A 21,573-nucleotide genomic window follows, 5' to 3' on the forward strand; every position below is an offset into this window, starting at 1 on the left:
TTTGACTGTATTCACGAATCCAAGTGTGGGAGGGGGCTTGCCCCCGATGAGGCCAGTCCAAACACCTCAAACTCCAAGGCTCAGTACACCCAAACCTCCACCCGTCGATTCTTGATCCGCCCCTCATCCGCCGTATTCGCCGCTACCGGCATCTGCGCGCCAAACCCACGGATATCCCTGGGCACCACGCCGCTCTTGACCAGCTCCCGGCGTACTGCCATAGCCCGCAGCTTCGACAGCAACGCCGCACGTTGCGGATCATTCTTGGCATCGCCAAACCCCACCAGGGTTACCTGTTTATCGAGCTTGCCGTGGCTTCTTATATAAGCCACCACCCGCTGCAAATCCTGGCGCGCCTTGTTGTCGAGGCTGGCGCTACCTTCCTCGAAACGAAAATTCACAGTCAAGCGCTGGGCGTCACGGGCGAGGGCCTGGTAGTCGTCGGGCATTGAAGGGCGTGGCGCCACGCCAATCGCCTGCACTTGTTGGGCGATAAAGCCATTGGCGGCGACTATTGCCTGGCCCTTGCTGCCTTGGGTGAAGTCCACCAGCGCCCTGGCCCAGGGGTTGCGGGAGGAGGGCGGCAGGTAAAAGAACAGTCGCCGTGACAGCGGGTAATCCTCGGTGGCAATCAAGCTGGTCAAGGGCAACATCGGTTGTGAGTCGCCGTCGACAATCGCCACTGCCTTGGCCTGGCGTACATAGGGCAAGCCGATAAAACCGATGCCCTGGGGGTCATGACTGACCGCATCGGACAGCGCCTCGCTGGACTCGAAACGCTGTGCGGTCCCGGCAAGCGGTTTGCCGCGTCGGCTCAACACCAATTCCTTGAAGGTGTCGTAGGTGCCGGACTGATCATCCCGGGCGTAGACATGAATGGCCCCGCCAATGCCGCCCAGCGCTTCCCAGGTGCTGACCTCGCCGTTGAAGATCTGCGCCAGTTGCTCGGTGTTCAGCGTATTGAGTGGGTTGCGCGGGTTGAGGATGATTGCCAGGCCATCGATGGCGATCACCTGTTCGGCTTCGGGGCTTTTCAGGTCACCCAGGGATTCGAGGTCTACCAGTTCGCTGTCCTTGATCGGGCGGGACGCCGCGGTGAGGTCGGCGCGGTTGTTTTTCAGCGCGGCAAAACCGGTGCTGGAACCATGGGCAGCCACTGCGATGGTCACGGTCTTGCCTTGGCGCGTCTTGCCAACCACCCGTTGTTCGTTTGCCCCGTCACCCGGTTCGCTGTGTACACCCTGCAGGCCTTGATGCTCCATCAGACCCTTGACCAACGCCGGGCCGAGTGCCGCCCCGATGGTATTGGAACCCTGGATGCGCAGCGCTGGGCCTTGGTCGGGGACGGCAAGGGGTGCGGCCACGGCGGGCAGGGAGATCGCAAAGCACAGGAACAGAACGCGCAGCCTCATGCCGGCACCTTCTCAAGCCAAAGGGAGTGCCGCGAGATTAAGTCAGTTGGATTGCAGCAATGTGACTGACACTCAGCCGGTCAAAATGTGGGAGGGGGCTTGCCCCCGATAGCGGTGTATCAGCGACAGATGAGCTGGCTGACACACTGTCATCGGGGGCAAGTCGAATCGTCGCACCGCCCCTCCCACATTTGACCGAGTACAATCGGGGAGTCAGCTCAGTTCCAACCAGATCGGCGCATGGTCCGACGGCTTCTCCAAGCCACGCAAATCGTAATCCACCCCGGCATCCTTGACCCGCGGTACCAAGCCGGTGGACGCCATGATCACGTCAATGCGCAGCCCACGCTTGGGCTCGTCTTCAAACCCACGGCTGCGGTAGTCGAACCAGCTGAAGCGGTCGGCCACGTCCGGGTTGAGGTGGCGGAAGCTGTCCACCAGGCCCCAGTTCTTCAGGCGTGCCATCCACTCGCGTTCTTCCGGCAGGAAGCTGCACTTGCCGGTTTTCAGCCAGCGCTTGGCGTTGTCGGCGCCGATGCCGATGTCACAGTCCTCCGGGGAAATGTTCACGTCGCCCATCACCACTAGCGCCTGATCATTGCTGAACTGGCTTTCCAGCAGGTGCTGCAAGTCTGCGTAGAAGCGCTGCTTGGCTGGGAACTTGGTCGGATGGTCGCGGCTTTCACCCTGGGGGAAGTAGCCGTTCATGATGGTCACCGGGTGGCCGTTTTCATCGGCGAAGGTGCCCCAGATAAAACGCCGCTGGGCGTCCTCTTCATCGCTGGCAAAACCTTTGTGCACGCTCAGGGCTTCTTTGCGCGAGAGCAGGGCCACACCGTAGTGGCCTTTCTGCCCGTGGTAATACACGTGATACCCCAGGGCCTGCACTTCGGCCAGGGGGAACTGGTCATCGTGGACCTTGGTTTCCTGCAGGCCGATCACGTCCGGTTGATGCTTTTCAATCAGCGCCGCCAGCTGATGAGGGCGAGCACGCAGCCCGTTGATATTGAAGGAGACGATTTTCATGGTCGGCAGTCCAGTCTGGCAAAAGGGCGATGCTAGCCGACAAGTCCGGCGGGGGCCAGCGTGGCGGTCGGGTGAATGCGCTGCTAATGTCTGGGAACGACTGGAGCTGTACAGGTTCGTACCCATAAGAACGCCATGTTTGAGTGGCGCCCAGGAGATTGACTGTTATGCCAGACACTTCGACGGCCATTGCCGACATCCGCCTGCTCAATAGCGGTTACTCCCGCGAGGCGCGATCCCTGCTTTACCAGGCGTATCGCCACGAGCCGACCTTCGCCTACATCTTCGAAGCCGAGCGGCCGGGTTATGAGCAACGGGTACGCGCCACCGTGCGCGAACTGGTCAAGCAGCACTTCTTCCAGAAGCTTCCCGCCATCGGCCTGTTCGTCAACGACCGGCTGATCGGCATCGCCCTGATTGCACCGCCCCAGCGGCGCCTTGGCATTACCGAGAGTTGGGCGTGGCAGATCCGCATGTGGCTGAGTACCGGCGTGCGCGGCACGCGGCGTTACCTGGAATACCATCAGGCGGTCCTGGCATGCCTGCCCAGCGAGTCGGTGCATGTATTGCCGCTGTTGGGTATTCACCCACAGTTCCAGGGCAAGCACTTCGGTGAGCAACTATTGGAAGCCGTACACAATTGGTGCGCCGATGACCCGCATTCCTCAGGGGTGGTGCTCGACACTGGCAACTCCCGCTACCTGGATTTCTACAAGCGCCAAGGCTATGAAGAGATCGGCGAAGTCGCCGTAGGCCCGGTGCTGGAACATGTGTTTTTCCATCCCAATCCCCAGGCGTTACATGCTGCAACGGCTTAGACAGAATTATTCAGACAAATCCGGGTTCAAAGACTCTCCCCAGCTCGTGTAGCATCCGCGCCTATGAAGTTTCCAGGAAGATTTACCAGCGGCTTGATTCTGCTGTTCACAAGCTGCGGCGCATTCGCGCAAAGCGAATTGGACGTGCGGGTCAAACCCTCAAACGACGCGTTGAAAGCCAACATCGAAGGCTATATCGGCGGGGTGGGCGATCGTGATGAAGAAGCCTTGCTGCGGTTCAGCCGCGGCGCCGAGGAGCAGGCGCGTAAAGCGGCCCAGGCCCTGGGCTACTATCAGCCACGGATCGCCAGTGATGTAAGGGGCGGGAAGAACCCGCGCCTGACGCTCACCATCGACTCCGGCGAACCGGTGCATCTGCGCGACGTGACCATTCGGGTCGATGGCCAGGCCGCGAGCCTCAAGGCTTTTCGCGTGCCTGCCAGCGACGACCTCAAATCCGGCGCGGTGCTCAACCACGGCCATTACGAAGACGCCAAGCGCCTGATCCAGAACCAGGCTTCGCGCTACGGTTTTTTCAGCGGGCGCTTTACCAGCCAGAAGCTGGCGGTGGACCCCCAGGCCGGCGTGGCCGATATCGAACTCATTTACGACAGCGGCCCGCGCTACAGCATGGGCAAGGTCAGCTTCAGCGGCGACACGCCTTTTGATGAAGAACTGCTGCAACGCATGGTGCCGTTCAACAGCGGCACGCCGTACGACTCTGAACTGATCGCCGAACTTAACCAGAACCTGCAAGCCAGCGGCTTCTTCGAAGGCGTGAGGGTGGATGCCAGCCCCACCGCCGCGACCAATGATGTAATCCCGGTCGCCGTGCAGCTGGAAACCCGCAAGCCGCGCACCATGGGCCTGGGCCTGGGTTACTCCACCGACGTCGGCCCACGGGGCAAAGCCAACTGGACACGCCATTGGGTCAACCCCCAGGGCCATAGTTATGGTTGGGAAGCCGAGTTGTCGGCGCCCCGGCAGAACGTCGGCCTGTGGTACGACATCCCCCTGGACCCACCGCTCACCGACAAATTGCGCTTTGCCGGCGGCTATCAGAATGAAGAGATCGCCAACACCGACACTTTGAGCAAGCTGCTCACCATCGGCCCGGAATGGCACAGCAAATTGCCCAGCGGTTGGACGCGGGTGATTTCCCTCAAGTACCAGCGCGAAGAATACCGCCTGGGCAACGACTCGGGTTTGAGTAACCTGGTGATGCCGGGGGTCAGTTATTCTTACCTGCGCAGCGACAACCGCATCGACCCGCACCATGGCTACCGGCTGATGTTTGACACCAAGGTCGCGAAGGAGGGCCTGGGGTCCGACACCAACCTGCTTTACGGCACGGCCACGATCAAGGGCCTGACCACCTTGTGGGACAACCATCGTTTCCTGGGGCGTGCGCAATTGGGTGGCAGTGCCACCAACGGCTACAAGTCCGTGCCGCCGTCGTTGCGCTTCTTTGCCGGTGGCGACCAGAGCGTGCGCGGCTACGAGTACCAGACCCTGTCGCCCGAGAACGACCGCGACGACCGCATCGGCGGCCGCTATATGGTGGCCTTGAGCGCCGAGTATCAATATTCCATCACCGACAAATGGCGCATCGCGACCTTTGTCGACCAGGGCAACTCCTTCAATAACCTGGACTTCCCCAGCCTGAAAACCGGTGTGGGCGTTGGCGTGCGCTGGGTCTCGCCGGTCGGGCCGATTCGCCTTGACCTTGCCCATGCCCTCGAAGATCCGGGCGGCGTTCGATTGCACTTTTCCATGGGGCCTGAGCTTTGATGCGTGGTTTGAAAATAGCCGGGCTGGCGCTGGTCGCCATCCTCGCTTTGCTGTTGTTGGCGCTCTGGTCGGTACTGGGTACCCAGTCGGGCAGTCGCTGGGCCATGGGCCAGGTGCCGGGCTTGAGTGTGGAGCATTTCCAGGGCCGCCTGGGCGGGCAGTGGAGCGCCGATCATGTGTTGTGGCAGCAGGACGGCAGCCGCGTCGAGTTGAAGGCGCCGACTTTTGACTGGTCGCCCGGCTGCCTGCTACGCATGACCCTGTGCATCAACAGGCTGGACGTGGAGCAAGTCAGCCTGGAATTTGCATCCAGTGCCGAAGAGAGCAGCAGCGGGCCGATTCAACTGCCCGAACTAACATTACCGGTTGCCGTACAGTTAGGCGACGTTCGCATCGGCAGCCTGGTTTTCAACGGCAGTGAAGAACTCAAGGGCCTGCAACTGGCGGCGCACTGGACTGCCATGGGCCTGCGTATCGACTCGGTGCACTTGCAGCGCGACGACCTGGTGCTGGACCTTGCCGGCCTGCTGCAACCCAGTGGCGATTGGCCGCTGAAGGCCAGCGGCAACCTGAGCCTGCCCTACGCCCCGGGCGGTGCACCCTGGACGGTAGCGCTCAAGATCGACGGCGACCTGCTCAAGACCCTCAAGCTCGACGCTGACAGCAGCGGCTACCTGCCGGCCAAGCTCAGCGGCGAATTGCAACCCCTGGTGGAAAACCTGCCGGCGCAGTTGCACATCACCTCCGAGGCGTTCAAGCCCGACGCGGATCTGCCTGACACTCTGCAACTCAACCAACTGGACCTGAGTGCCAAGGGTGACCTGAAAAGCGGCTACCAATTAGTGGGCAAAGCTGTACTGCCGGCGGAAAAAGGCCCGGTGGACTTGCTGCTGCAAGGCAAGGTCGACGCCAAGGGCGCGCAGATCGCCGGCGTGGACTTGAATGCCGGCGACAAGCAAAGCCTCAAGCTCAGTGCCAACCTCGACTGGCAACAAGGCTTCAGTGCTGACGCAAAAATCGACTGGCTGGACTTCCCCTGGCATCGCCTGTACCCGGTAATCGACGAGCCGCAGGTTGTATTGCGCACCTTCAACGGTGAAATCTCTTATAAGGACGGCAATTACTTTGGCAACCTCAAGGCCGATCTCGACGGCCCGGCGGGTAAATTCAATCTGGTCACGCCTTTCAGTGGCGATCTCAAGCAAGTCTTCTTGCCCGAGTTGAAGCTGACCGCCGGCCAAGGCAAGGCCGAAGGCCACCTGAACCTGCAATTTGCCGACGGTATTGCCTGGGATATGGCGCTGGACCTGTCGGCCCTGAACCCGGCGTACTGGGTCGCCGAGTTACCCGGCACCCTCGCCGGGCCGCTGCGCAGCAAGGGCGAGTTCAAGAATGAACAGCTCAAGCTCAACGCCGACCTCGACCTCAAGGGTCGCCTGCGTGGGCAGACGGCGGTGCTGGCGGCCAAGGCCGAAGGCGCCGGCGAACAATGGACCCTGGCCAACCTGGATATCCGCCTCGGTGACAACCGCATCAACGGCAGCGGCAGCCTGCAACAACGCCTGGCCGGGCAGATCGACATCAAGCTGACGCGCCTGGCCCAGCTCTGGCCGCAACTGCGCGGGCAAATCAATGGCCGCGTCGATGTGGCCGGCACCTTGAAAGCCCCCCAAGGCAAGCTCGACCTCAAGGGCCAGCAGTTGGCATTTGCCGACAACCGCCTGCAAACCCTCAACCTCGACGCCAACCTCGATAACGCCCAGCGCGCCAGGCTCGACCTCAAGGCCAGTGGCATTCAGGCCGGCGAAACCCAGGTCGGCAACCTCATTGCCAGCGCCCAGGGCGATATCAAGAACCAGAAGGTCCAGTTGGGCCTCGCCGGCCCACTGCTCAAGCTGGCCCTGGCGTTGGATGGCAACCTCGACAAAGACAACTGGCGCGGACGTCTGGCCAGCGGTGATGTACAAGCCGGCGGCCAGGACTGGCGCCTGCAAGCCCCGGCGAAGATCGAGCGCCTGGCCGATGGCAAGCTGACCTTCGGCGCGCACTGCTGGGTCTCCGGCCCCGCCAGCCTGTGTGGCGAAGACCAGCGCCTGATGCCCGAGCCGAAGCTGCGCTACCACCTCAAGCAATTCCCCATCGACAGCCTCGCGGCATTCTTGCCCAAAGACTTCGCCTGGCAGGGCAAGCTCAACGCTGACGTACAACTCGATTTGCCGCAGAGCGGCCCCAAAGGCGTGGTGTCGGTGGATGCCAGCGGCGGCACCCTGCGCGTGCGCGACAAGGGCCAGTGGTTGGATTTTCCCTACAACACCCTGAAGCTGGAAACCACCCTCAACCCCAAGCGCATCGACACCCAGCTCAACTTCCATGGCGGCAAGCTCGGCGAGTTGCTGTTGCAGGCGCAGATCAACCCGCTGCCGAGCAACAAGCCGATTACCGGCAATTTCAGCCTCACGGGCCTGGACCTCGCCGTGGCGCGGCCCTTTGTGCCGATGGTGGAAACGCTCAACGGCAAGCTCAACGGCAGTGGTCGCATTTCTGGCGGTTTGCTCGCGCCCCTGGTCAACGGCAACCTCACCCTGGTGGGCGGTGAGGTTTCCGGGCCAGAACTGCCCATCAGCCTTGAGGGCCTGAACCTGCAGGCGCAGATCGCCGGCGAAAGCGTGCAGCTCAACGGTGGCTGGCACAGCGGCAAGGCCGGGCAGGGCAGTCTCCAGGGCCAGATCGACTGGGGCCGCGCGCTGGTGGTTGATCTCAACCTCAAGGGCTCGCAACTGCCGGTGACGGTGGAACCCTATGCCAAGCTGGAAGTGGCGCCCGACCTGAAGATCAGCCTCAAGGACGACAAGCTGGCGATTGCCGGCAAGGTCCATATCCCCCGTGGCGATATCACCGTGCGGGAACTGCCGCCGTCGACGGTCAAGGTCTCCGATGACACCGTGATCATCGGCAGCCAGACCGAAGAGGGCAAGCCGCCGATGGCCATGGCCATGGATATCGACGTGGAGGTGGGTGAAGACCAGCTCAACTTCGCCGGCTTCGGCCTCACCGCCAAGGTCCAGGGCCATGTGCATATCGGCGACAACATGGACACCCGTGGCGAACTGTGGCTCAACGACGGTCGCTACCGCGCCTACGGCCAGCGCCTCAACGTGCGCCGTGCGCGGCTGCTGTTCGCCGGGCCGCTGGACCAACCGTTCCTGGATATCGAGGCGGTACGCATTGTCACCGAATCCAGCCGCACGGTCACCGCAGGTATTCGCCTCAGTGGCAGCGCCGAACAACCGACCACGCAGATCTTCTCCGAACCGGCCATGGCCCAGGAAGACGCGCTGTCGTACCTGGTACTGGGGCGCTCGCGCACCAACACCGGCGAAGACAACAACATGCTCGCCGAAGCCGCCCTGGGCCTGGGTTTGATGGGCAGCGCCGGCGTGACCACGGATATTGCCAAAAAACTGGGTATCCAGGACTTCGACCTCGACACCCAGGGCACCGGCAACAGCACCGCCGTGGTAGCCAGCGGCAAGATCAACGAGAAGCTCAGCCTGCGTTATGGGGTCGGGGTGTTTGAACCGGCTAACACCATTGCGTTGCGCTACCTGCTGAGCAAGAAGGTGTACCTGGAAGTCGCTACGGGCGTAGCCAGTTCCCTGGATATCTTTTACAAACGCGATTTCTGATCGGTACGCGGTAAAAAATGTGGGAGGGGGCTTGCTCCCGATAGCGATCGGTCAGCTACAAACAAGTTGACTGACATACCGCTATCGGGAGCGGGCCCCCTCCCACATTGGTTTTCATTTCACTCCAGCCTTCAGCCAACTACCAAGCAACCTAATAATTCCATTTGACATTCGCTGCCTAAGCAGTAACATCTCGTCACACATTCACTGCCTAGGCAGTAATAAGGTGACTTTCGATGCCTCACTTCACCCCTGACAACTTCCACAACTGCCACCTCGGCCTGTTGCTGGGCCGCGCCGCGATTCTCAAGGACCGCATCATCGACACCCATATGGAACCCCACGGCATCACCGCCGCGCAGTTCAAGGTGTTGATCATCATGGCCCAGTTCGGCGTCGACACCCCGGCCGAGCTGTGCCGCAACCTGTCCCTGGACAGCGGCTCGATGACGCGCATGCTCGACCGCCTGGAGCAAAAAGACCTGCTCAGCCGCAAGCGCTCCGAACTGGACCGCCGCCAGGTGCAGTTGGTGCTGACCGCCGGCGGCCAGCGCCTGGCGGACATGCTGCCGCAGATCGGCGCCCAGGCCCTTAACCAGTTGGCCGGCGTACTTGAACCGGGCGAGCTGGAAACCCTGGAGCGGATCCTGAAGAAAATGCTCATCGCTGCGGGTGACCCCATCACTATCCAGCGGGTAGGTAAATCATGAACACACGCGCATTCAGCCTGGTGCTGGCGGCGATGACGTTGGCCGGTTGCGCCAATTACAGCGGTCTCGACACACAAGGCCAGCGCCTCGACGCCAATACCCTGCAAACCGGTAAATCCCTCGGCGGCATGACGTTGTCGAACGCTGCCTGGCCGGCTGCCGACTGGTGGAAAAGCCTTGGCGACCCACAGCTCGACAGCCTGATCGCCGAAGCCCTGCAAAACAGCCCCGACATGCAAGTGGCCGACGCCCGTGCCCATCAGGCCGAAGCCGCTGCCTATGCCGCCAACGCTGCGCGCATGCCAACCCTGGATGCCAGCGCCGGCGTCAGTCGTTCGCGCCTGGCCAAGGACCAGGACCCTCGCGGGCAGGGCGATGCGTACTCGACGGTGCGTAATATCGGCGCCAGCTTCAACTACAACTTTGACCTGTGGGGCGGCCAGCGCGCCGCCTGGGAAGCCGCCTTGGGCGAGGCCCGCGCCGCGGAAGTCGACCAACAGGCCGCACGCCTGACCCTGGCCGCCAACGTGGCCAAGGCCTACAGCGACCTGGGCCAGGCGCATATCGTGCGCGACCTGGCGGTCGACGACCTCAAGCGCACCCGCCAGATGCTCGACCTGAGCAAGCGCCGCCTGAGTTCCGGCATCGACAGCGAATACCAATACCAGCAGACCGAGAGCCTGGAAGCCAGCTCCCAGTCGCAGCTGATCGATGCGGAAAAACAACTGCAAAGCGCCAAGATCGCCCTGGCGGTGTTGCTCGGCAAAGGCCCGGATCGGGGTAGCGAGTTGGCCCGTCCGGCGGTGCTCAAGCCCAGCGCCGTCGCCGTACCTTCGGTATTGCCCGCCGAGCTGCTCGGCCGTCGTCCCGACCTGATCGCAGCACGTTGGCGGGTAGAAGCGGCGAGCAAGAACATCGACGCAAGCAAGACCCGCTTCTACCCCAACCTCAACCTGAGCGCGAGCGCCGGGGCCGAGTCGTTGCTGGGGGACGCGATGTTCGGTTCGGCCAGCCGTTTCTTCAACATTGCACCGACGATTTCGCTGCCGATCTTCGACGGCGGCCGCCTGCGTGCCGACCTCGACGCCCGCGACGCCGATTACGACCTGGCCGTGGCCCAGTACAACAAGACCCTGGTGCAAGCCTTGGGCGATATTGGCACCACCCTCTCGCAACTGCGCGACACCGGGCGGCAGATCCAGGCCCAGCAACATGCCGCCGACATCGCCCAGCAGTCGTACGACACCGGGGTGCAGCGCTACAGCTCGGGCATCGGTAATTACCTGGATGTGCTCAGCATCGAGCAGCAATTGCTGCAGGCCCAGCGTCAGCTGGCGGCCCTGAATGCGGCGCAGATCGACCTGTCGATTCAACTGATGCAGGCCCTGGGTGGCGGATACAACGCCAGCAACGTGGCTGCGACCACCCCAGCTACACGCACGGAATAATTTGAGGTATTTGTCATGGCCACTGCCGACAGCAACAACGCAACTGAACAACCCAAAGACAACAACCCACGCAAACGCAAAGTGATGCTGATCGGCCTGGCGCTGATCGTCATCCTCGGTGCCCTGGGTGTGTGGGGCTGGTACGAGTTCTACGGGCGCTTTAATGAAAGCACGGACGACGCCTACGTGAACGGCAACGTGGTGGAAATCACCCCGCTGGTCACCGGCACCGTGGTCAGCATCGGCGCCGACGATGGCGACCTGGTGCACGAAGGTCAGGTGCTGATCAACTTCGACCCCAACGATGCTGCCGTCGGCCTGCAAAGTGCCCAGGCCAACCTGGCGCGCACCGTGCGCCAGGTACGTGGCTTGTACAGCAACGTCGATGGCATGAAAGCCCAGGTCAATGCACAGAAGGCCGACGTGCAAACTGCCCAGGACAACTACAACCGGCGCAAGACCCTGGCCCAGGGCGGCGCGATCTCCCAGGAAGAACTGTCCCACGCCCGCGACAGCCTGACCGCCGCCAAGAACGCCTTGACCAACCTCGAGCAACAACTGAAAACCACCAATGCCCTGGTGGATGACACGGTGATTTCGTCGCACCCCGACGTGCAAGCTGCCGCCGCGCAATTACGCCAGGCGTACCTGGCCAATGCGCGCAGCACCTTGATCGCGCCGGTCACCGGTTATGTAGCCAAGCGCACCGTGCAACTGGGCCAGCGCGTGCAGCCGGGTACCGCGCTGATGGCGGTGATCCCGTTGGACCAGCTGTGGATTGATGCCAACTTCAAGGAAACCCAACTGCGTGACATGCGCATCGGCCAGCCGGTGGATATCGAGTCGGATATCTATGGCAGCGACGTCAAGTACAGCGGCACCGTCGATAGCCTCGGCGCCGGCACCGGCAGTGCATTCGCCCTGTTGCCGGCGCAGAACGCCACCGGTAACTGGATCAAGATCGTGCAACGGGTGCCGGTGCGCATCCATATCAACGCCGAAGAGTTGGCCAAGCACCCGCTGCGGGTGGGCCTGAGTACCGTGGTGAATGTGGACCTGCACGACCAGAGCGGCCCGGTGCTGGCGCAACAGGCGCCGCAAAAGGCGTCGTTCACCACCAACGTGTATGAGCGCCAGTTGGCCGAGGCCGATGCCATGATCAATCAGTTGATCCATGACAACAGCGTCGCCGCTCCCAAGGCTGCGCAACGCTGATGAGCAATAACGCCTCGTTCACGCCACCCAGCCTGTTGATGGCCACTATTGGCCTGTCGCTGGCGACCTTCATGCAGGTGCTCGACACCACCATCGCCAACGTGGCGTTGCCGACCATCTCCGGCAACCTGGGCGTGAGTTCAGAGCAGGGCACCTGGGTCATTACTTCGTTCGCGGTGAGCAACGCCATTGCCTTGCCGCTCACCGGCTGGTTGAGCCGACGCTTCGGCGAGGTGAAGCTGTTCCTGTGGGCGACCATCCTGTTTGTGCTGGCGTCGTTCCTCTGCGGCATCTCCACCTCGATGCCCGAGCTGATTGGCTTTCGGGTGCTGCAAGGCTTGGTCGCAGGGCCGTTGTACCCAATGACGCAGACGCTGTTGATCGCCGTCTACCCACCCGCCAAGCGCGGCATGGCCCTGGCGTTATTGGCGATGGTCACGGTGGTGGCGCCGATTGCCGGGCCGATCCTCGGCGGCTGGATCACGGACAGCTACAGCTGGCCGTGGATCTTCTTTATCAACGTGCCCATCGGTATCTTTGCGGTGATGGTAGTGCGTGCGCAGTTGAAGAAACGCCCGGTGGTCACCAGTTACCAGCCAATGGACTACGTTGGGCTGCTGAGCCTGATCGTCGGGGTCGGCGCCTTGCAGATCATTCTCGACAAGGGCAATGACCTGGACTGGTTCGAATCCAACTTCATCATCATCGGTGCAGTGATCTCGGTGATTGCCCTGGCGGTGTTCGTCATCTGGGAAATGACCGACAAGCACCCGGTGGTAAACCTGCGATTGTTCGCGCACCGTAACTTTCGCATTGGCACCATCGTGTTGATCCTCGGCTACGCGGGCTTCTTTGGTATCAACCTGATCCTGCCGCAGTGGCTGCAGACCCAGATGGGCTACACCGCCACCTGGGCCGGGCTGGCGGTGGCACCGATCGGTATCCTGCCGGTGCTGATGTCGCCGTTCGTAGGCAAGTACGCGCACAAGTTCGACCTGCGCCTGCTGGCGGGCCTGGCATTCTTGGCGATTGGCTTGAGCTGCTTCATGCGCGCAGGCTTCACCAACGAAGTGGACTTCACCCACATCGCCCTGGTGCAGCTGTTCATGGGCATTGGCGTGGCGCTGTTCTTCATGCCGACCTTGAGCATCCTGATGTCCGACCTGCCGCCGCACCAGATTGCCGACGGCGCCGGGCTCGCGACCTTCCTGCGCACCTTGGGCGGCAGCTTCGCGGCCTCGCTGACCACCTGGATCTGGATCCGCCGTGCAGACCAGCACCATGCCTACATGAGCGAGAGCATGACCCCCTACGACTCGGCGACCCGCGATGCCATCCAGGCGCTCGGTGGAGCAGGGCAGAAGGCGTACGCGCAACTGGACCAAGTCCTCACCAGCCAGGCGTACATGATGTCCACCGTGGATTACTTCACGTTGCTGGGGTGGATGTTCATGGGCTTGATGTTGCTGGTGTGGCTGGCCAAACCGCCATTTACCGCAAAGGCAGGGCCAGCAGCCTCGGGCCACTGATAGCCAAGGCTGAAATGCAATCAAACTGTGGGAGGGGGCTTGCCCCCTCCCACAGTTTAATCTCTGTTCACATTGACCAGTGGTGTTTGAGAGTCAGGCGCCAGGCAATGCCAACTGCGGGTTGACGAAGTCAAACGCCGCCAGTTGAAACCCTTGTTCATCCACCTGCAACGCCCAGCCTTGCTTGTCCCAGTCCCCCAGTACAATACGCTTGGCCGCCTGGTCGCCAATCTGCAACTTGTGGATCGCCGGGCGGTGGGTGTGGCCGTGGACCAGGGTGTGCACGCCGAACTGCTGCATCACCCGGGGCACTTCTTCAGGCGTGACGTCGACAATGTCATTGGCCTTCATGCGCACCTGGGCGCTGCTCTCACTGCGCAACTTGCGCGCCAGTTTGTGACGTGTGCCCAAAGGCAGGTGACGCAGGATAAACAACACAATCGGGTTACGCAGGATGCGCCGCAGCCTCATATAGCCAAGGTCGCGGGTGCAGAGGCTGTCGCCGTGCATCAGCAGCACAGGCTCGCCATACAATTGCACGACACTCGGGTCCTTGAGCAAGGTGGCGCCTGCCGCTTTGCAGAACGCCTTGCCGATCAGGAAATCGCGGTTGCCATGCATGATGAAAATCGGGGTGCCGCTGTCGCTCAGTTCACGCAACGCCGCACAGATGGAACGCTGGAAGGGGGTCATGCCATCGTCGCCGATCCAGGCTTCAAAGAAGTCCCCCAGAATGTACAACGCCTGGGCGCCACGGGCGCGGCCGTGGAGCAGATCCAGAAACGCCCGGGTAATATCCGGGCGTTCCTCTTCCAGATGCAAGTCTGAAATCAGCAATATCACGCTTCGATGATCTCGGCTTTCTCGATGATCACGTCTTCTGCTGGAACGTCCTGGTGACCGGCCTTGGACGTCGTGGACACGCCTTTGATCTTGTCGACAACGTCGGTGCCTTGGGTGACTTTACCGAACACCGCATAACCCCAGCCCTGCACATTCTTGCCGCTGTGGTTGAGGAAGCTATTGTCGGCGACGTTGATGAAGAACTGCGCGGAGGCCGAATGCGGCTCCATGGTGCGGGCCATGGCGACGGTGTACTTGTCGTTGGAAAGGCCGTTGTCCGCCTCGTTCTGGATGCTTGGGCGCTTGTCTTTCTTCTCTTTCATGCCAGGCTCGAAACCGCCGCCCTGGATCATGAAGTTACCGATGACACGGTGGAAAACGGTGTTTTCGTAGTGGCCGGTTTTCACGTATTCGATGAAGTTGGCGACGGTGATCGGCGCTTTCTCGGCGTTCAGCTCGATGACGATGTCACCGTGGTTGGTGGTCAGTTTGACTTGAGTCATGTTCACTACTCTTTTCAGGGAATTCGTGGGTTTGGACGCCTGGGCGCCACGACCGGTTTGGCGAAACTTGGGCCAAGACGCGCAGTTTAGCGTGCCTGGCGGGAATTTCGAGGTGGTTTTTTACCGCGTCTGTCATTAAAGCAGCAATTAAAGCAGCAGTTTTCGACCGCGCTCTGTCAGGTGGTTGACAGCTTCGGCTATGATAAGCCCTTTGTTTTATCTGGCCTGACCCGGCCACGAACCTGTCTGTTCAAGGATCCTATGAGCAAGCCCACTGTCGACCCTACCTCGAATTCCAAGGCCGGACCTGCCGTCCCGGTCAACTTCCTGCGCCCGATCATCCAGGCGGACCTGGATTCGGGCAAGCACACGCAGATCGTCACCCGCTTCCCGCCAGAGCCCAACGGCTACCTGCACATCGGCCATGCCAAGTCGATCTGTGTGAACTTCGGCCTGGCCCAGGAGTTCGGTGGCGTCACGCACCTGCGTTTCGACGACACCAACCCGGCCAAGGAAGACCAGGAATACATCGACGCCATCGAAAGCGACATCAAGTGGCTGGGCTTCGAGTGGTCCGGTGAAGTGCGCTACGCCTCCAAGTATTTCGACCAGTTGTTCGACTGGGCCGTCGAGCTGATCAAGGCTGGCAAGGCCTATGTGGACGACCTGACTCCGGAGCAGGCCAAGGAGTACCGTGGCACCCTGACCGAACCGGGCAAGAACAGCCCGTTCCGCGACCGTTCGGTGGAAGAAAACCTGGACTGGTTCAACCGTATGCGCGCCGGTGAGTTCCCGGACGGCGCCCGCGTGCTGCGCGCCAAGATCGACATGGCCTCGCCAAACATGAACCTGCGCGACCCGATCATGTACCGCATTCGCCATGCCCACCACCACCAGACCGGTGACAAGTGGTGCATCTACCCCAACTACGACTTTACCCACGGCCAGTCGGACGCCATCGAAGGCATCACCCACTCCATCTGCACCCTGGAGTTCGAAAGCCATCGCCCGCTGTACGAGTGGTTCCTGGACAGCCTGCCGGTGCCGGCGCACCCGCGCCAGTACGAGTTCAGCCGCCTGAACCTCAACTACACCATCACCAGCAAGCGCAAGCTCAAGCAACTGGTGGATGAAAAGCACGTGCATGGCTGGGACGACCCACGCATGTCGACCTTGTCGGGCTTCCGTCGTCGTGGCTATACCCCGGCGTCGATCCGCAATTTCTGTGAGATGGTCGGCACCAACCGTTCCGACGGCGTGGTCGACTACGGCATGCTCGAGTTCAGCATCCGCCAGGACCTCGACGCCAACGCCCCGCGCGCCATGTGCGTGCTGCGCCCGTTGAAAGTCGTGATCACCAACTACCCGGAAGGCCAGGTCGAGCACCTCGAACTGCCGCGTCACCCACAGAAAGAAGAGCTGGGCCTGCGCAAATTGCCATTCGCCCGCGAAATCTACATCGACCGCGATGACTTCATGGAAGAGCCGCCCAAGGGCTACAAGCGCCTGGAGCCGAACGGCGAAGTGCGCCTGCGCGGCAGCTACGTGATCCGTGCGGACGAAGCGATCAAGGACGCTGACGGCAACATAGTCGAGCTGCGTTGCTCCTACGACCCGGACACCCTGGGCAAGAACCCTGAAGGCCGCAAGGTCAAGGGCGTAGTCCACTGGGTGCCGGCCGCCGCCAGCATCGAGTGCGAAGTGCGTCTGTACGATCGCCTGTTCCGCTCGCCGAACCCCGAGAAGGCTGAAGACAGCGCGAGCTTCCTCGACAACATCAACCCTGACTCCCTGCAAGTGCTCACTGGTTGTCGTGCCGAGCCATCGCTTGGCGACGCACAGCCGGAAGACCGTTTCCAGTTCGAGCGCGAAGGTTACTTCTGCGCGGATATCAAGGACTCGAAACCTGGTGCTCCGGTATTCAACCGTACCGTGACCTTGCGAGATTCGTGGGGCCAGTGATTAAGTCTTAAGGGAAACATCGTGCTAACGATCTACAACACGCTCAGCAAGACCAAAGAAGTCTTCAAGCCCCTGGATGGCAACAAGGTGCGCATGTACGTGTGCGGCATGACCGTGTACGACTACTGCCACATCGGCCACGGCCGCAGCATGGTGGCCTTCGACCTGGTGACCCGCTGGTTGCGTTTCAGCGGTTATGACTTGACCTATGTGCGCAACATCACCGACATCGACGACAAGATCATCAACCGCGCCAACGAAAACGGCGAGGCGTTCGACGCGCTGACCGAGCGTATGATCGCCGCCATGCACGAGGACGAGGCGCGCCTCAACATCCTCAAGCCCGACATGGAGCCGCGTGCCACGGACCACATCCCTGGCATGCACGCGATGATCCAGACCTTGATCGACAAGGGCTACGCCTACGCCCCGGGCAACGGTGACGTGTACTACCGCGTCGCCAAGTTCATGGGCTACGGCAAGCTGTCACGTAAAAAAATCGAAGACCTGCGCATCGGTGCGCGCATCGAAGTCGACGAAGCCAAGCAGGACCCGCTCGACTTCGTGCTGTGGAAAGCCACCAAGCCAGGCGAGCCAAGCTGGGAGTCGCCTTGGGGGGCCGGGCGTCCGGGCTGGCACATCGAGTGCTCGGTGATGTCCACCTGCTGCCTGGGCGAGACCTTCGACATTCATGGCGGCGGCAGCGATCTGGAGTTCCCGCACCACGAAAACGAAATCGCCCAGAGCGAAGCAGCCACCGGCAAGACCTACGCCAACGCCTGGATGCACTGCGGCATGATCCGCATCAATGGCGAGAAGATGTCCAAGTCCTTGAACAACTTCTTCACCATCCGCGACGTGCTGGAAAAGTACCACCCGGAAGTGGTGCGTTACCTGCTGGTGTCCAGCCACTACCGCAGCGCCATCAACTACTCGGAAGACAACCTCAAGGACGCCAAGGGCGCCCTGGAGCGTTTCTACCACGCATTGAAAGGCTTACCTTCCGTGGCTCCGGCCGGCGGCGAGGCGTTCGTGGCGCGGTTTACCGAAGTCATGAACGACGACTTCGGCACGCCGGAAGCCTGCGCGGTGCTGTTCGAGATGGTGCGTGAGATCAACCGCTTGCGTGAGACTGATCTCGACGCGGCAGCGGGCCTGGCGGCGCGCCTGAAGGAACTGGCGAGCGTGCTGGGTGTATTGCAGATGGAGGCCGATGACTTCCTGCAGGCCGGCGCTGAAGGGCGTGTGGATGCGGCTGAGGTGGATGCGCTGATCCAGGCGCGTTTGACGGCTCGTACCAATAAAGACTGGGCGGAGTCTGACCGTATCCGTGACCAACTGACTGCGATGGGTGTGGTGTTGGAAGACGGGAAGGGTGGGACGACGTGGCGGTTGGCTGACTGACAGTTGGTTGCTGTACGCTGAATAAAAAACGCCCCGACTGGTTCGGGGCGTTTTTTGCATATTGCTAAGTTTTTCGAATTAAACCTCTATTCGTGTCCAAGACCTGCATAGTCAGAGCGGAGGTCTCACCGAACACGGCTCTGAAATTTTTCCTGCTTGGTATTGGCAGTCTTCTATCAACGTCCCGTCTCGGCCCCACTGCCGTGATTGTCCGTTTCTCTCGCCGTGTGCGTATTCGGTAGAATAAAGTTGAGTTCCATCCTCAGACCAACCTTGCATCTTTCCATGAAGTTTTCCATCTTTATAGATTGAGTGCTTTCTTTTTTGTCCGTTGTCATACCATTCTATGTCGTCGCCTTGGCGGTTATGATTTTCGTCTTGTTCCCATTGACTGACTTTTATGCCGTCAATGTTCCATTCGTGGCTTATTCTAATGCGCTGATTTTTATAGAGTGTTTGTGATTCGGTCTCGCCGTTTGCGAAATATTTGACGTCCCAGCCATCCAACTGCCCACGGTCATAATCTTGTATATTTTTTAGTGTGCCGTCTTCATAGTAATAATTTGATATTCCTGAGCGACTGCCGTCTAAGTATTTTTCCATGGATTCAGGATTTCCGTTAGCGTACAGTTTGACTCTTGGGCCATTTAGCACTCCATTTACATAATGCTCACGGATCTTGATTTTTCCTGTCAGGTCGTAAGTTATGTACTCGCCGTCAGTGATAATTCCGTTATTGTAATTTATAGATTTTTCAATTTTTCCGTTTTTGTGGCGAACAATGCTTTTTCCTTCACGTTGCCCCTGCGCACTCATTTCAATAGAACTCGAAATCATGCCGTTGCTATGAAAGGTGCGGAATTTATGGATGAATTTGCTCGCAGCATAGTCTTCATTGTCGACGAATCCATCGGCCGCAATCTTCTTAGTTTTTTTATCGTAGATATATACTTTCCAGGCTTTTAGTTTTTGGTCATAAGTTTGGGGTTGCTCTATGAAAAAAAGACTGCGCGCAGCTGGAACGGGTCGGTAATTCTTGTCTAGGTACATTTTTCCATCAATTAGCACATCTGTGAGTGATCTGCATATTTCACCCGTGCAGGTAGCGAATTTGGTTGCCATCGGTATTTTTCGATCACAATCGTGATGTGTGATAAATAGTGCGGCTCCATCATCAGCGTATTTTTTGATTTTCTTAACTTCTGCTAGGAAATTTTCGACAGGAACGCCGATGGAGTCCGGTGTGATATGCAGTTTAGAAGTGCCACAACTGTGTTCTGTCGAAAGCGTCAGGCGAACTGCCGCCATGAGCTTTACGCCGAAAGAGTTAGTGGTTTCTGTATCAATGTCGAGATAGGTTGCATTCATTTTTATATTTAGGATTGTCGATAAGTGAGTCTGTTCGGCTTGAGCGTATATTGCATTCGAGATGAGTGCTAGTGTCACGAAGAATTTCTTATATTCGAATTGCATCCCGATTGTCCATTAATTGACTTGTATAGAGAGGGTAAAGTTTTGGGTGGCGGCTGTGCGTGACTTCGATTTACGTTTGAGTGGAAGGTGTGCCCGCTGGAAACGCTCAATGGAGTATCGGGCACCAAAGAGAAGACTATGGGTCAATCGTTGACTACAAAGAAGCAAGGGTTTCTGGCGCGGACGTAGGATGTTTCTTTGGAAAATATGTCACGGTGCTTTACGTTGTTCGTGCTTGCGGGTGTTCAATAGCTGACGGTAAAAGGGGGGGGCTACTTGTACCAACATAGCGGCATCCCTCATCACTTCTACCTTTGAACACCGTTCAATTTAGGGCTGCTTCTTTAGGTGGACGCTGTGCGTCTAGAGTTTAACCGGGCTGCGAAACCCGGTCGCTGAATTTGCAGCGACCGCCGAAGATTAGGCGGCCATTTTCTGAGCGGCAACCCTAAAGAGCTGTAGGGCGTTTCCTTGCAATGGGCTCCGAAGTGCTGCTGAGTTCATATGCACTACCAGTCGTGTAGTTATGAACAGTCGCGTGGTATTCACCGTTCTTGAAATGCAGGGCAACTCCGTCATCCAGCGCGTAGGCGGGGCGTATGTTTTTAAGTCGAACCAGTTCAACAAACGAAGATTCTCTTCCCGCCTCTGAGCTGAAGTGCGGGCACAGCGCGCCAGGGAGAAAACCCAGCCCGTCGATCAGCGCATATACGCCCCCTGAGTCGGAATGCCCATGGTCGAACCAGCAGATAGCGCCGGCACTGACGCCGCAAAGCACTTTGCCGTGTTCCTGGGCTTGCTTCAAAAGGGCGGTCACGTCAAATTCACGCCAGATGGCCAACAAGGCTCGGGTGTTGCCGCCGGCCACATAGATGATGTCAGCCTGTTCAAACAGCGCGGCAACATGATCCAGGGCTGGAAAAGGCGGAATGAAAAACGTCAATGGCACAACGGTGCAGCCGGCGCTTTGGTATTTGAGCGTGAAGTCGGCAATCTTCGTACGGTCATCGCCATTGGCGGTGGAGATATAGAGCACCGTGGGCCGGGGTTTGCCCGACGAAGCGACGATATATTCGTCGATGCGGGTCATGCGCGTCATGTCTTCGCTGGACTCGCCGCCGATGACAATGATGTTTTTATCCATGGTGAACTCCTGTCTCAGCACAGCGGGCATACCCAGGTCTTAGGACATTTCCCAAAATGCCCGTAGGGTTTGACGCTCATTCCATCCTAGCTTTAGATGGTTGCCACGACCAAACCCAAGACGAAACTGGCGGTGATTCAAATGGATTGTATTTTCTGCAGCATCGTTCAAAAGACTTCCCCGGCGCACATCCTGTGGGAAGACGACCACCATATGGCGTTCCTTTCGATCTTCCCCAACACGCCGGGTTTCAGTGTGGTGATCCCCAAGCAGCACTACGGCAGTTATGCGTTCGCGCAGTCGGATTCGGTGCTGGCTGATCTGGCTGTGGCGGCCAAAAAGACTGCGTTGCAGATTGACCGGGCGTTTCCCGATGTGGCGCGCACGGGGATGATTCTGGAAGGGTATGGCGTGGATCATCTGCATGCGAAGCTGTTTCCCATGCACGGAACGGGGCAGGACAGTGCGTTCAAACCTCGCAGCTCGAAGGTGGATAAGTACTTTGAGACGTATGAGGGGTATATATCGTCTCACGATTCGGTACGGGCTGATGATCAGGGGCTGGCTGAACTCGCTGCGCATATCAGGTCATTTAGCTAACCTTTTGGA

Annotated in this window: 16 protein-coding genes; 10 read left to right on the top strand and 6 right to left on the bottom strand. The window is 59.7% G+C overall.

The window, feature by feature from the left end; translation table 11 throughout:
• Positions 1–80: 80 nt before the first annotated feature.
• Positions 81–1,412, bottom strand: coding sequence for a phosphate ABC transporter substrate-binding/OmpA family protein (locus QZR30_RS13730; protein WP_311903434.1), 1,332 nt, complete (start codon positions 1,410–1,412; stop codon positions 81–83).
• A gap of 213 nt (positions 1,413–1,625) precedes the next feature.
• Positions 1,626–2,438: an exodeoxyribonuclease III gene (gene xthA / locus QZR30_RS13735; protein ID WP_043049966.1), complete on the bottom strand. Its 813-nt coding sequence runs from the start codon at positions 2,436–2,438 to the stop codon at positions 1,626–1,628.
• A 167-nt stretch (positions 2,439–2,605) separates the two neighbouring features.
• On the opposite strand from xthA, the gene QZR30_RS13740 reads away from it, so the two are divergent.
• The 7 genes from QZR30_RS13740 to QZR30_RS13770 all read left to right on the top strand — a co-directional run bounded on the left by QZR30_RS13740 (position 2,606) and on the right by QZR30_RS13770 (position 13,635).
• Positions 2,606–3,256 carry a GNAT family N-acetyltransferase gene (locus QZR30_RS13740; RefSeq protein ID WP_046068680.1) on the top strand — a complete coding sequence of 217 codons (651 nt, stop codon included), beginning with the start codon at positions 2,606–2,608 and terminating at the stop codon, positions 3,254–3,256.
• 63 nt (positions 3,257–3,319) lie between these two features.
• Positions 3,320–5,047: an autotransporter assembly complex protein TamA gene (locus QZR30_RS13745; RefSeq protein ID WP_311903435.1), complete on the top strand. Its 1,728-nt coding sequence runs from the start codon at positions 3,320–3,322 to the stop codon at positions 5,045–5,047.
• Positions 5,047–8,733, top strand: coding sequence for a translocation/assembly module TamB domain-containing protein (locus tag QZR30_RS13750; RefSeq protein ID WP_311903436.1), 3,687 nt, complete (start codon positions 5,047–5,049; stop codon positions 8,731–8,733). The genes QZR30_RS13745 and QZR30_RS13750 overlap by 1 nt, the downstream gene beginning before the upstream one ends.
• Before the next feature lie 236 nt (positions 8,734–8,969).
• Positions 8,970–9,443, top strand: coding sequence for a MarR family winged helix-turn-helix transcriptional regulator (locus QZR30_RS13755; protein ID WP_046068677.1), 474 nt, complete (start codon positions 8,970–8,972; stop codon positions 9,441–9,443).
• Positions 9,440–10,891, top strand: coding sequence for an efflux transporter outer membrane subunit (locus tag QZR30_RS13760; protein WP_056846582.1), 1,452 nt, complete (start codon positions 9,440–9,442; stop codon positions 10,889–10,891). Before QZR30_RS13755 ends, QZR30_RS13760 begins: the two co-directional genes overlap by 4 nt.
• A gap of 15 nt (positions 10,892–10,906) precedes the next feature.
• Positions 10,907–12,106: an HlyD family secretion protein gene (locus tag QZR30_RS13765; RefSeq protein WP_046068675.1), complete on the top strand. Its 1,200-nt coding sequence runs from the start codon at positions 10,907–10,909 to the stop codon at positions 12,104–12,106.
• Positions 12,106–13,635 (top strand): DHA2 family efflux MFS transporter permease subunit, encoded by a 1,530-nt coding sequence (locus QZR30_RS13770; protein ID WP_046068674.1) that lies wholly within the window; start codon positions 12,106–12,108, stop codon positions 13,633–13,635. The genes QZR30_RS13765 and QZR30_RS13770 overlap by 1 nt, the downstream gene beginning before the upstream one ends.
• A 93-nt stretch (positions 13,636–13,728) precedes the next feature.
• On the opposite strand, the gene lpxH is transcribed toward QZR30_RS13770, so the two are convergent.
• Positions 13,729–14,478 (bottom strand): UDP-2,3-diacylglucosamine diphosphatase, encoded by a 750-nt coding sequence (gene lpxH, locus QZR30_RS13775; RefSeq protein ID WP_046068673.1) that lies wholly within the window; start codon positions 14,476–14,478, stop codon positions 13,729–13,731.
• The gene (locus QZR30_RS13780; RefSeq protein WP_046068672.1) at positions 14,475–14,981 is read right to left on the bottom strand and encodes a peptidylprolyl isomerase; all 507 of its coding nucleotides are present in this window, start codon (positions 14,979–14,981) and stop codon (positions 14,475–14,477) included. The genes lpxH and QZR30_RS13780 overlap by 4 nt, the downstream gene beginning before the upstream one ends.
• 261 nt (positions 14,982–15,242) lie before the next feature.
• On the opposite strand from QZR30_RS13780, the gene QZR30_RS13785 reads away from it, so the two are divergent.
• Together QZR30_RS13785 and cysS are read left to right on the top strand one after the other, a co-directional pair.
• On the top strand, positions 15,243–16,943 hold the full coding sequence (locus tag QZR30_RS13785; protein WP_046068671.1) for a glutamine--tRNA ligase/YqeY domain fusion protein: 1,701 nt from the start codon (positions 15,243–15,245) through the stop codon (positions 16,941–16,943).
• 21 nt (positions 16,944–16,964) lie between these two features.
• Complete coding sequence (gene cysS / locus QZR30_RS13790; protein WP_059397925.1) at positions 16,965–18,347, top strand: cysteine--tRNA ligase; 1,383 nt, start codon at positions 16,965–16,967, stop codon at positions 18,345–18,347.
• Between the two features lie 111 nt (positions 18,348–18,458).
• On the opposite strand, the gene QZR30_RS13795 is transcribed toward cysS, so the two are convergent.
• Together QZR30_RS13795 and QZR30_RS13800 are read right to left on the bottom strand one after the other, a co-directional pair.
• A complete protein-coding gene (locus tag QZR30_RS13795; RefSeq protein WP_046068669.1) occupies positions 18,459–19,820 on the bottom strand; it encodes a toxin-antitoxin system YwqK family antitoxin in 1,362 nt (453 codons plus the stop codon).
• Positions 19,821–20,268: 448 nt separating this feature from the next.
• The gene (locus QZR30_RS13800) at positions 20,269–20,964 is read right to left on the bottom strand and encodes a peptidase E (protein ID WP_056846577.1); all 696 of its coding nucleotides are present in this window, start codon (positions 20,962–20,964) and stop codon (positions 20,269–20,271) included.
• A 141-nt stretch (positions 20,965–21,105) separates the two neighbouring features.
• Here QZR30_RS13800 and QZR30_RS13805 point away from each other — a divergent pair, with 141 nt between their 5' ends.
• Positions 21,106–21,564 carry an HIT family protein gene (locus QZR30_RS13805; protein WP_046072497.1) on the top strand — a complete coding sequence of 153 codons (459 nt, stop codon included), beginning with the start codon at positions 21,106–21,108 and terminating at the stop codon, positions 21,562–21,564.
• The last annotated feature ends 9 nt before the right edge of the window (positions 21,565–21,573 follow it).

The organism is Pseudomonas sp. rhizo25 (assembly GCF_031931935.1).
Classification (GTDB): domain Bacteria; phylum Pseudomonadota; class Gammaproteobacteria; order Pseudomonadales; family Pseudomonadaceae; genus Aquipseudomonas; species Aquipseudomonas synxantha.

Excerpts from the sequence above, each read along its gene's own strand:
- QZR30_RS13740 (WP_046068680.1), top strand. The coding sequence starts at position 2,606 with ATGCCAGACACTTCGACGGCCATTGCCGACATCCGCCTGCTCAATAGC.
- QZR30_RS13745 (WP_311903435.1), top strand. The coding sequence starts at position 3,320 with ATGAAGTTTCCAGGAAGATTTACCAGCGGCTTGATTCTGCTGTTCACA.
- QZR30_RS13760 (WP_056846582.1), top strand. The coding sequence starts at position 9,440 with ATGAACACACGCGCATTCAGCCTGGTGCTGGCGGCGATGACGTTGGCC.
- QZR30_RS13795 (WP_046068669.1), bottom strand. The coding sequence starts at position 19,820 with ATGCAATTCGAATATAAGAAATTCTTCGTGACACTAGCACTCATCTCG.
- QZR30_RS13805 (WP_046072497.1), top strand. The coding sequence starts at position 21,106 with ATGGATTGTATTTTCTGCAGCATCGTTCAAAAGACTTCCCCGGCGCAC.
- QZR30_RS13770 (WP_046068674.1), top strand. The coding sequence starts at position 12,106 with ATGAGCAATAACGCCTCGTTCACGCCACCCAGCCTGTTGATGGCCACT.
- xthA (WP_043049966.1), bottom strand. The coding sequence starts at position 2,438 with ATGAAAATCGTCTCCTTCAATATCAACGGGCTGCGTGCTCGCCCTCAT.
- QZR30_RS13730 (WP_311903434.1), bottom strand. The coding sequence starts at position 1,412 with ATGAGGCTGCGCGTTCTGTTCCTGTGCTTTGCGATCTCCCTGCCCGCC.
- QZR30_RS13780 (WP_046068672.1), bottom strand. The coding sequence starts at position 14,981 with ATGACTCAAGTCAAACTGACCACCAACCACGGTGACATCGTCATCGAG.
- QZR30_RS13765 (WP_046068675.1), top strand. The coding sequence starts at position 10,907 with ATGGCCACTGCCGACAGCAACAACGCAACTGAACAACCCAAAGACAAC.
- QZR30_RS13750 (WP_311903436.1), top strand. The coding sequence starts at position 5,047 with ATGCGTGGTTTGAAAATAGCCGGGCTGGCGCTGGTCGCCATCCTCGCT.
- QZR30_RS13785 (WP_046068671.1), top strand. The coding sequence starts at position 15,243 with ATGAGCAAGCCCACTGTCGACCCTACCTCGAATTCCAAGGCCGGACCT.
- QZR30_RS13800 (WP_056846577.1), bottom strand. The coding sequence starts at position 20,964 with ATGGATAAAAACATCATTGTCATCGGCGGCGAGTCCAGCGAAGACATG.
- QZR30_RS13755 (WP_046068677.1), top strand. The coding sequence starts at position 8,970 with ATGCCTCACTTCACCCCTGACAACTTCCACAACTGCCACCTCGGCCTG.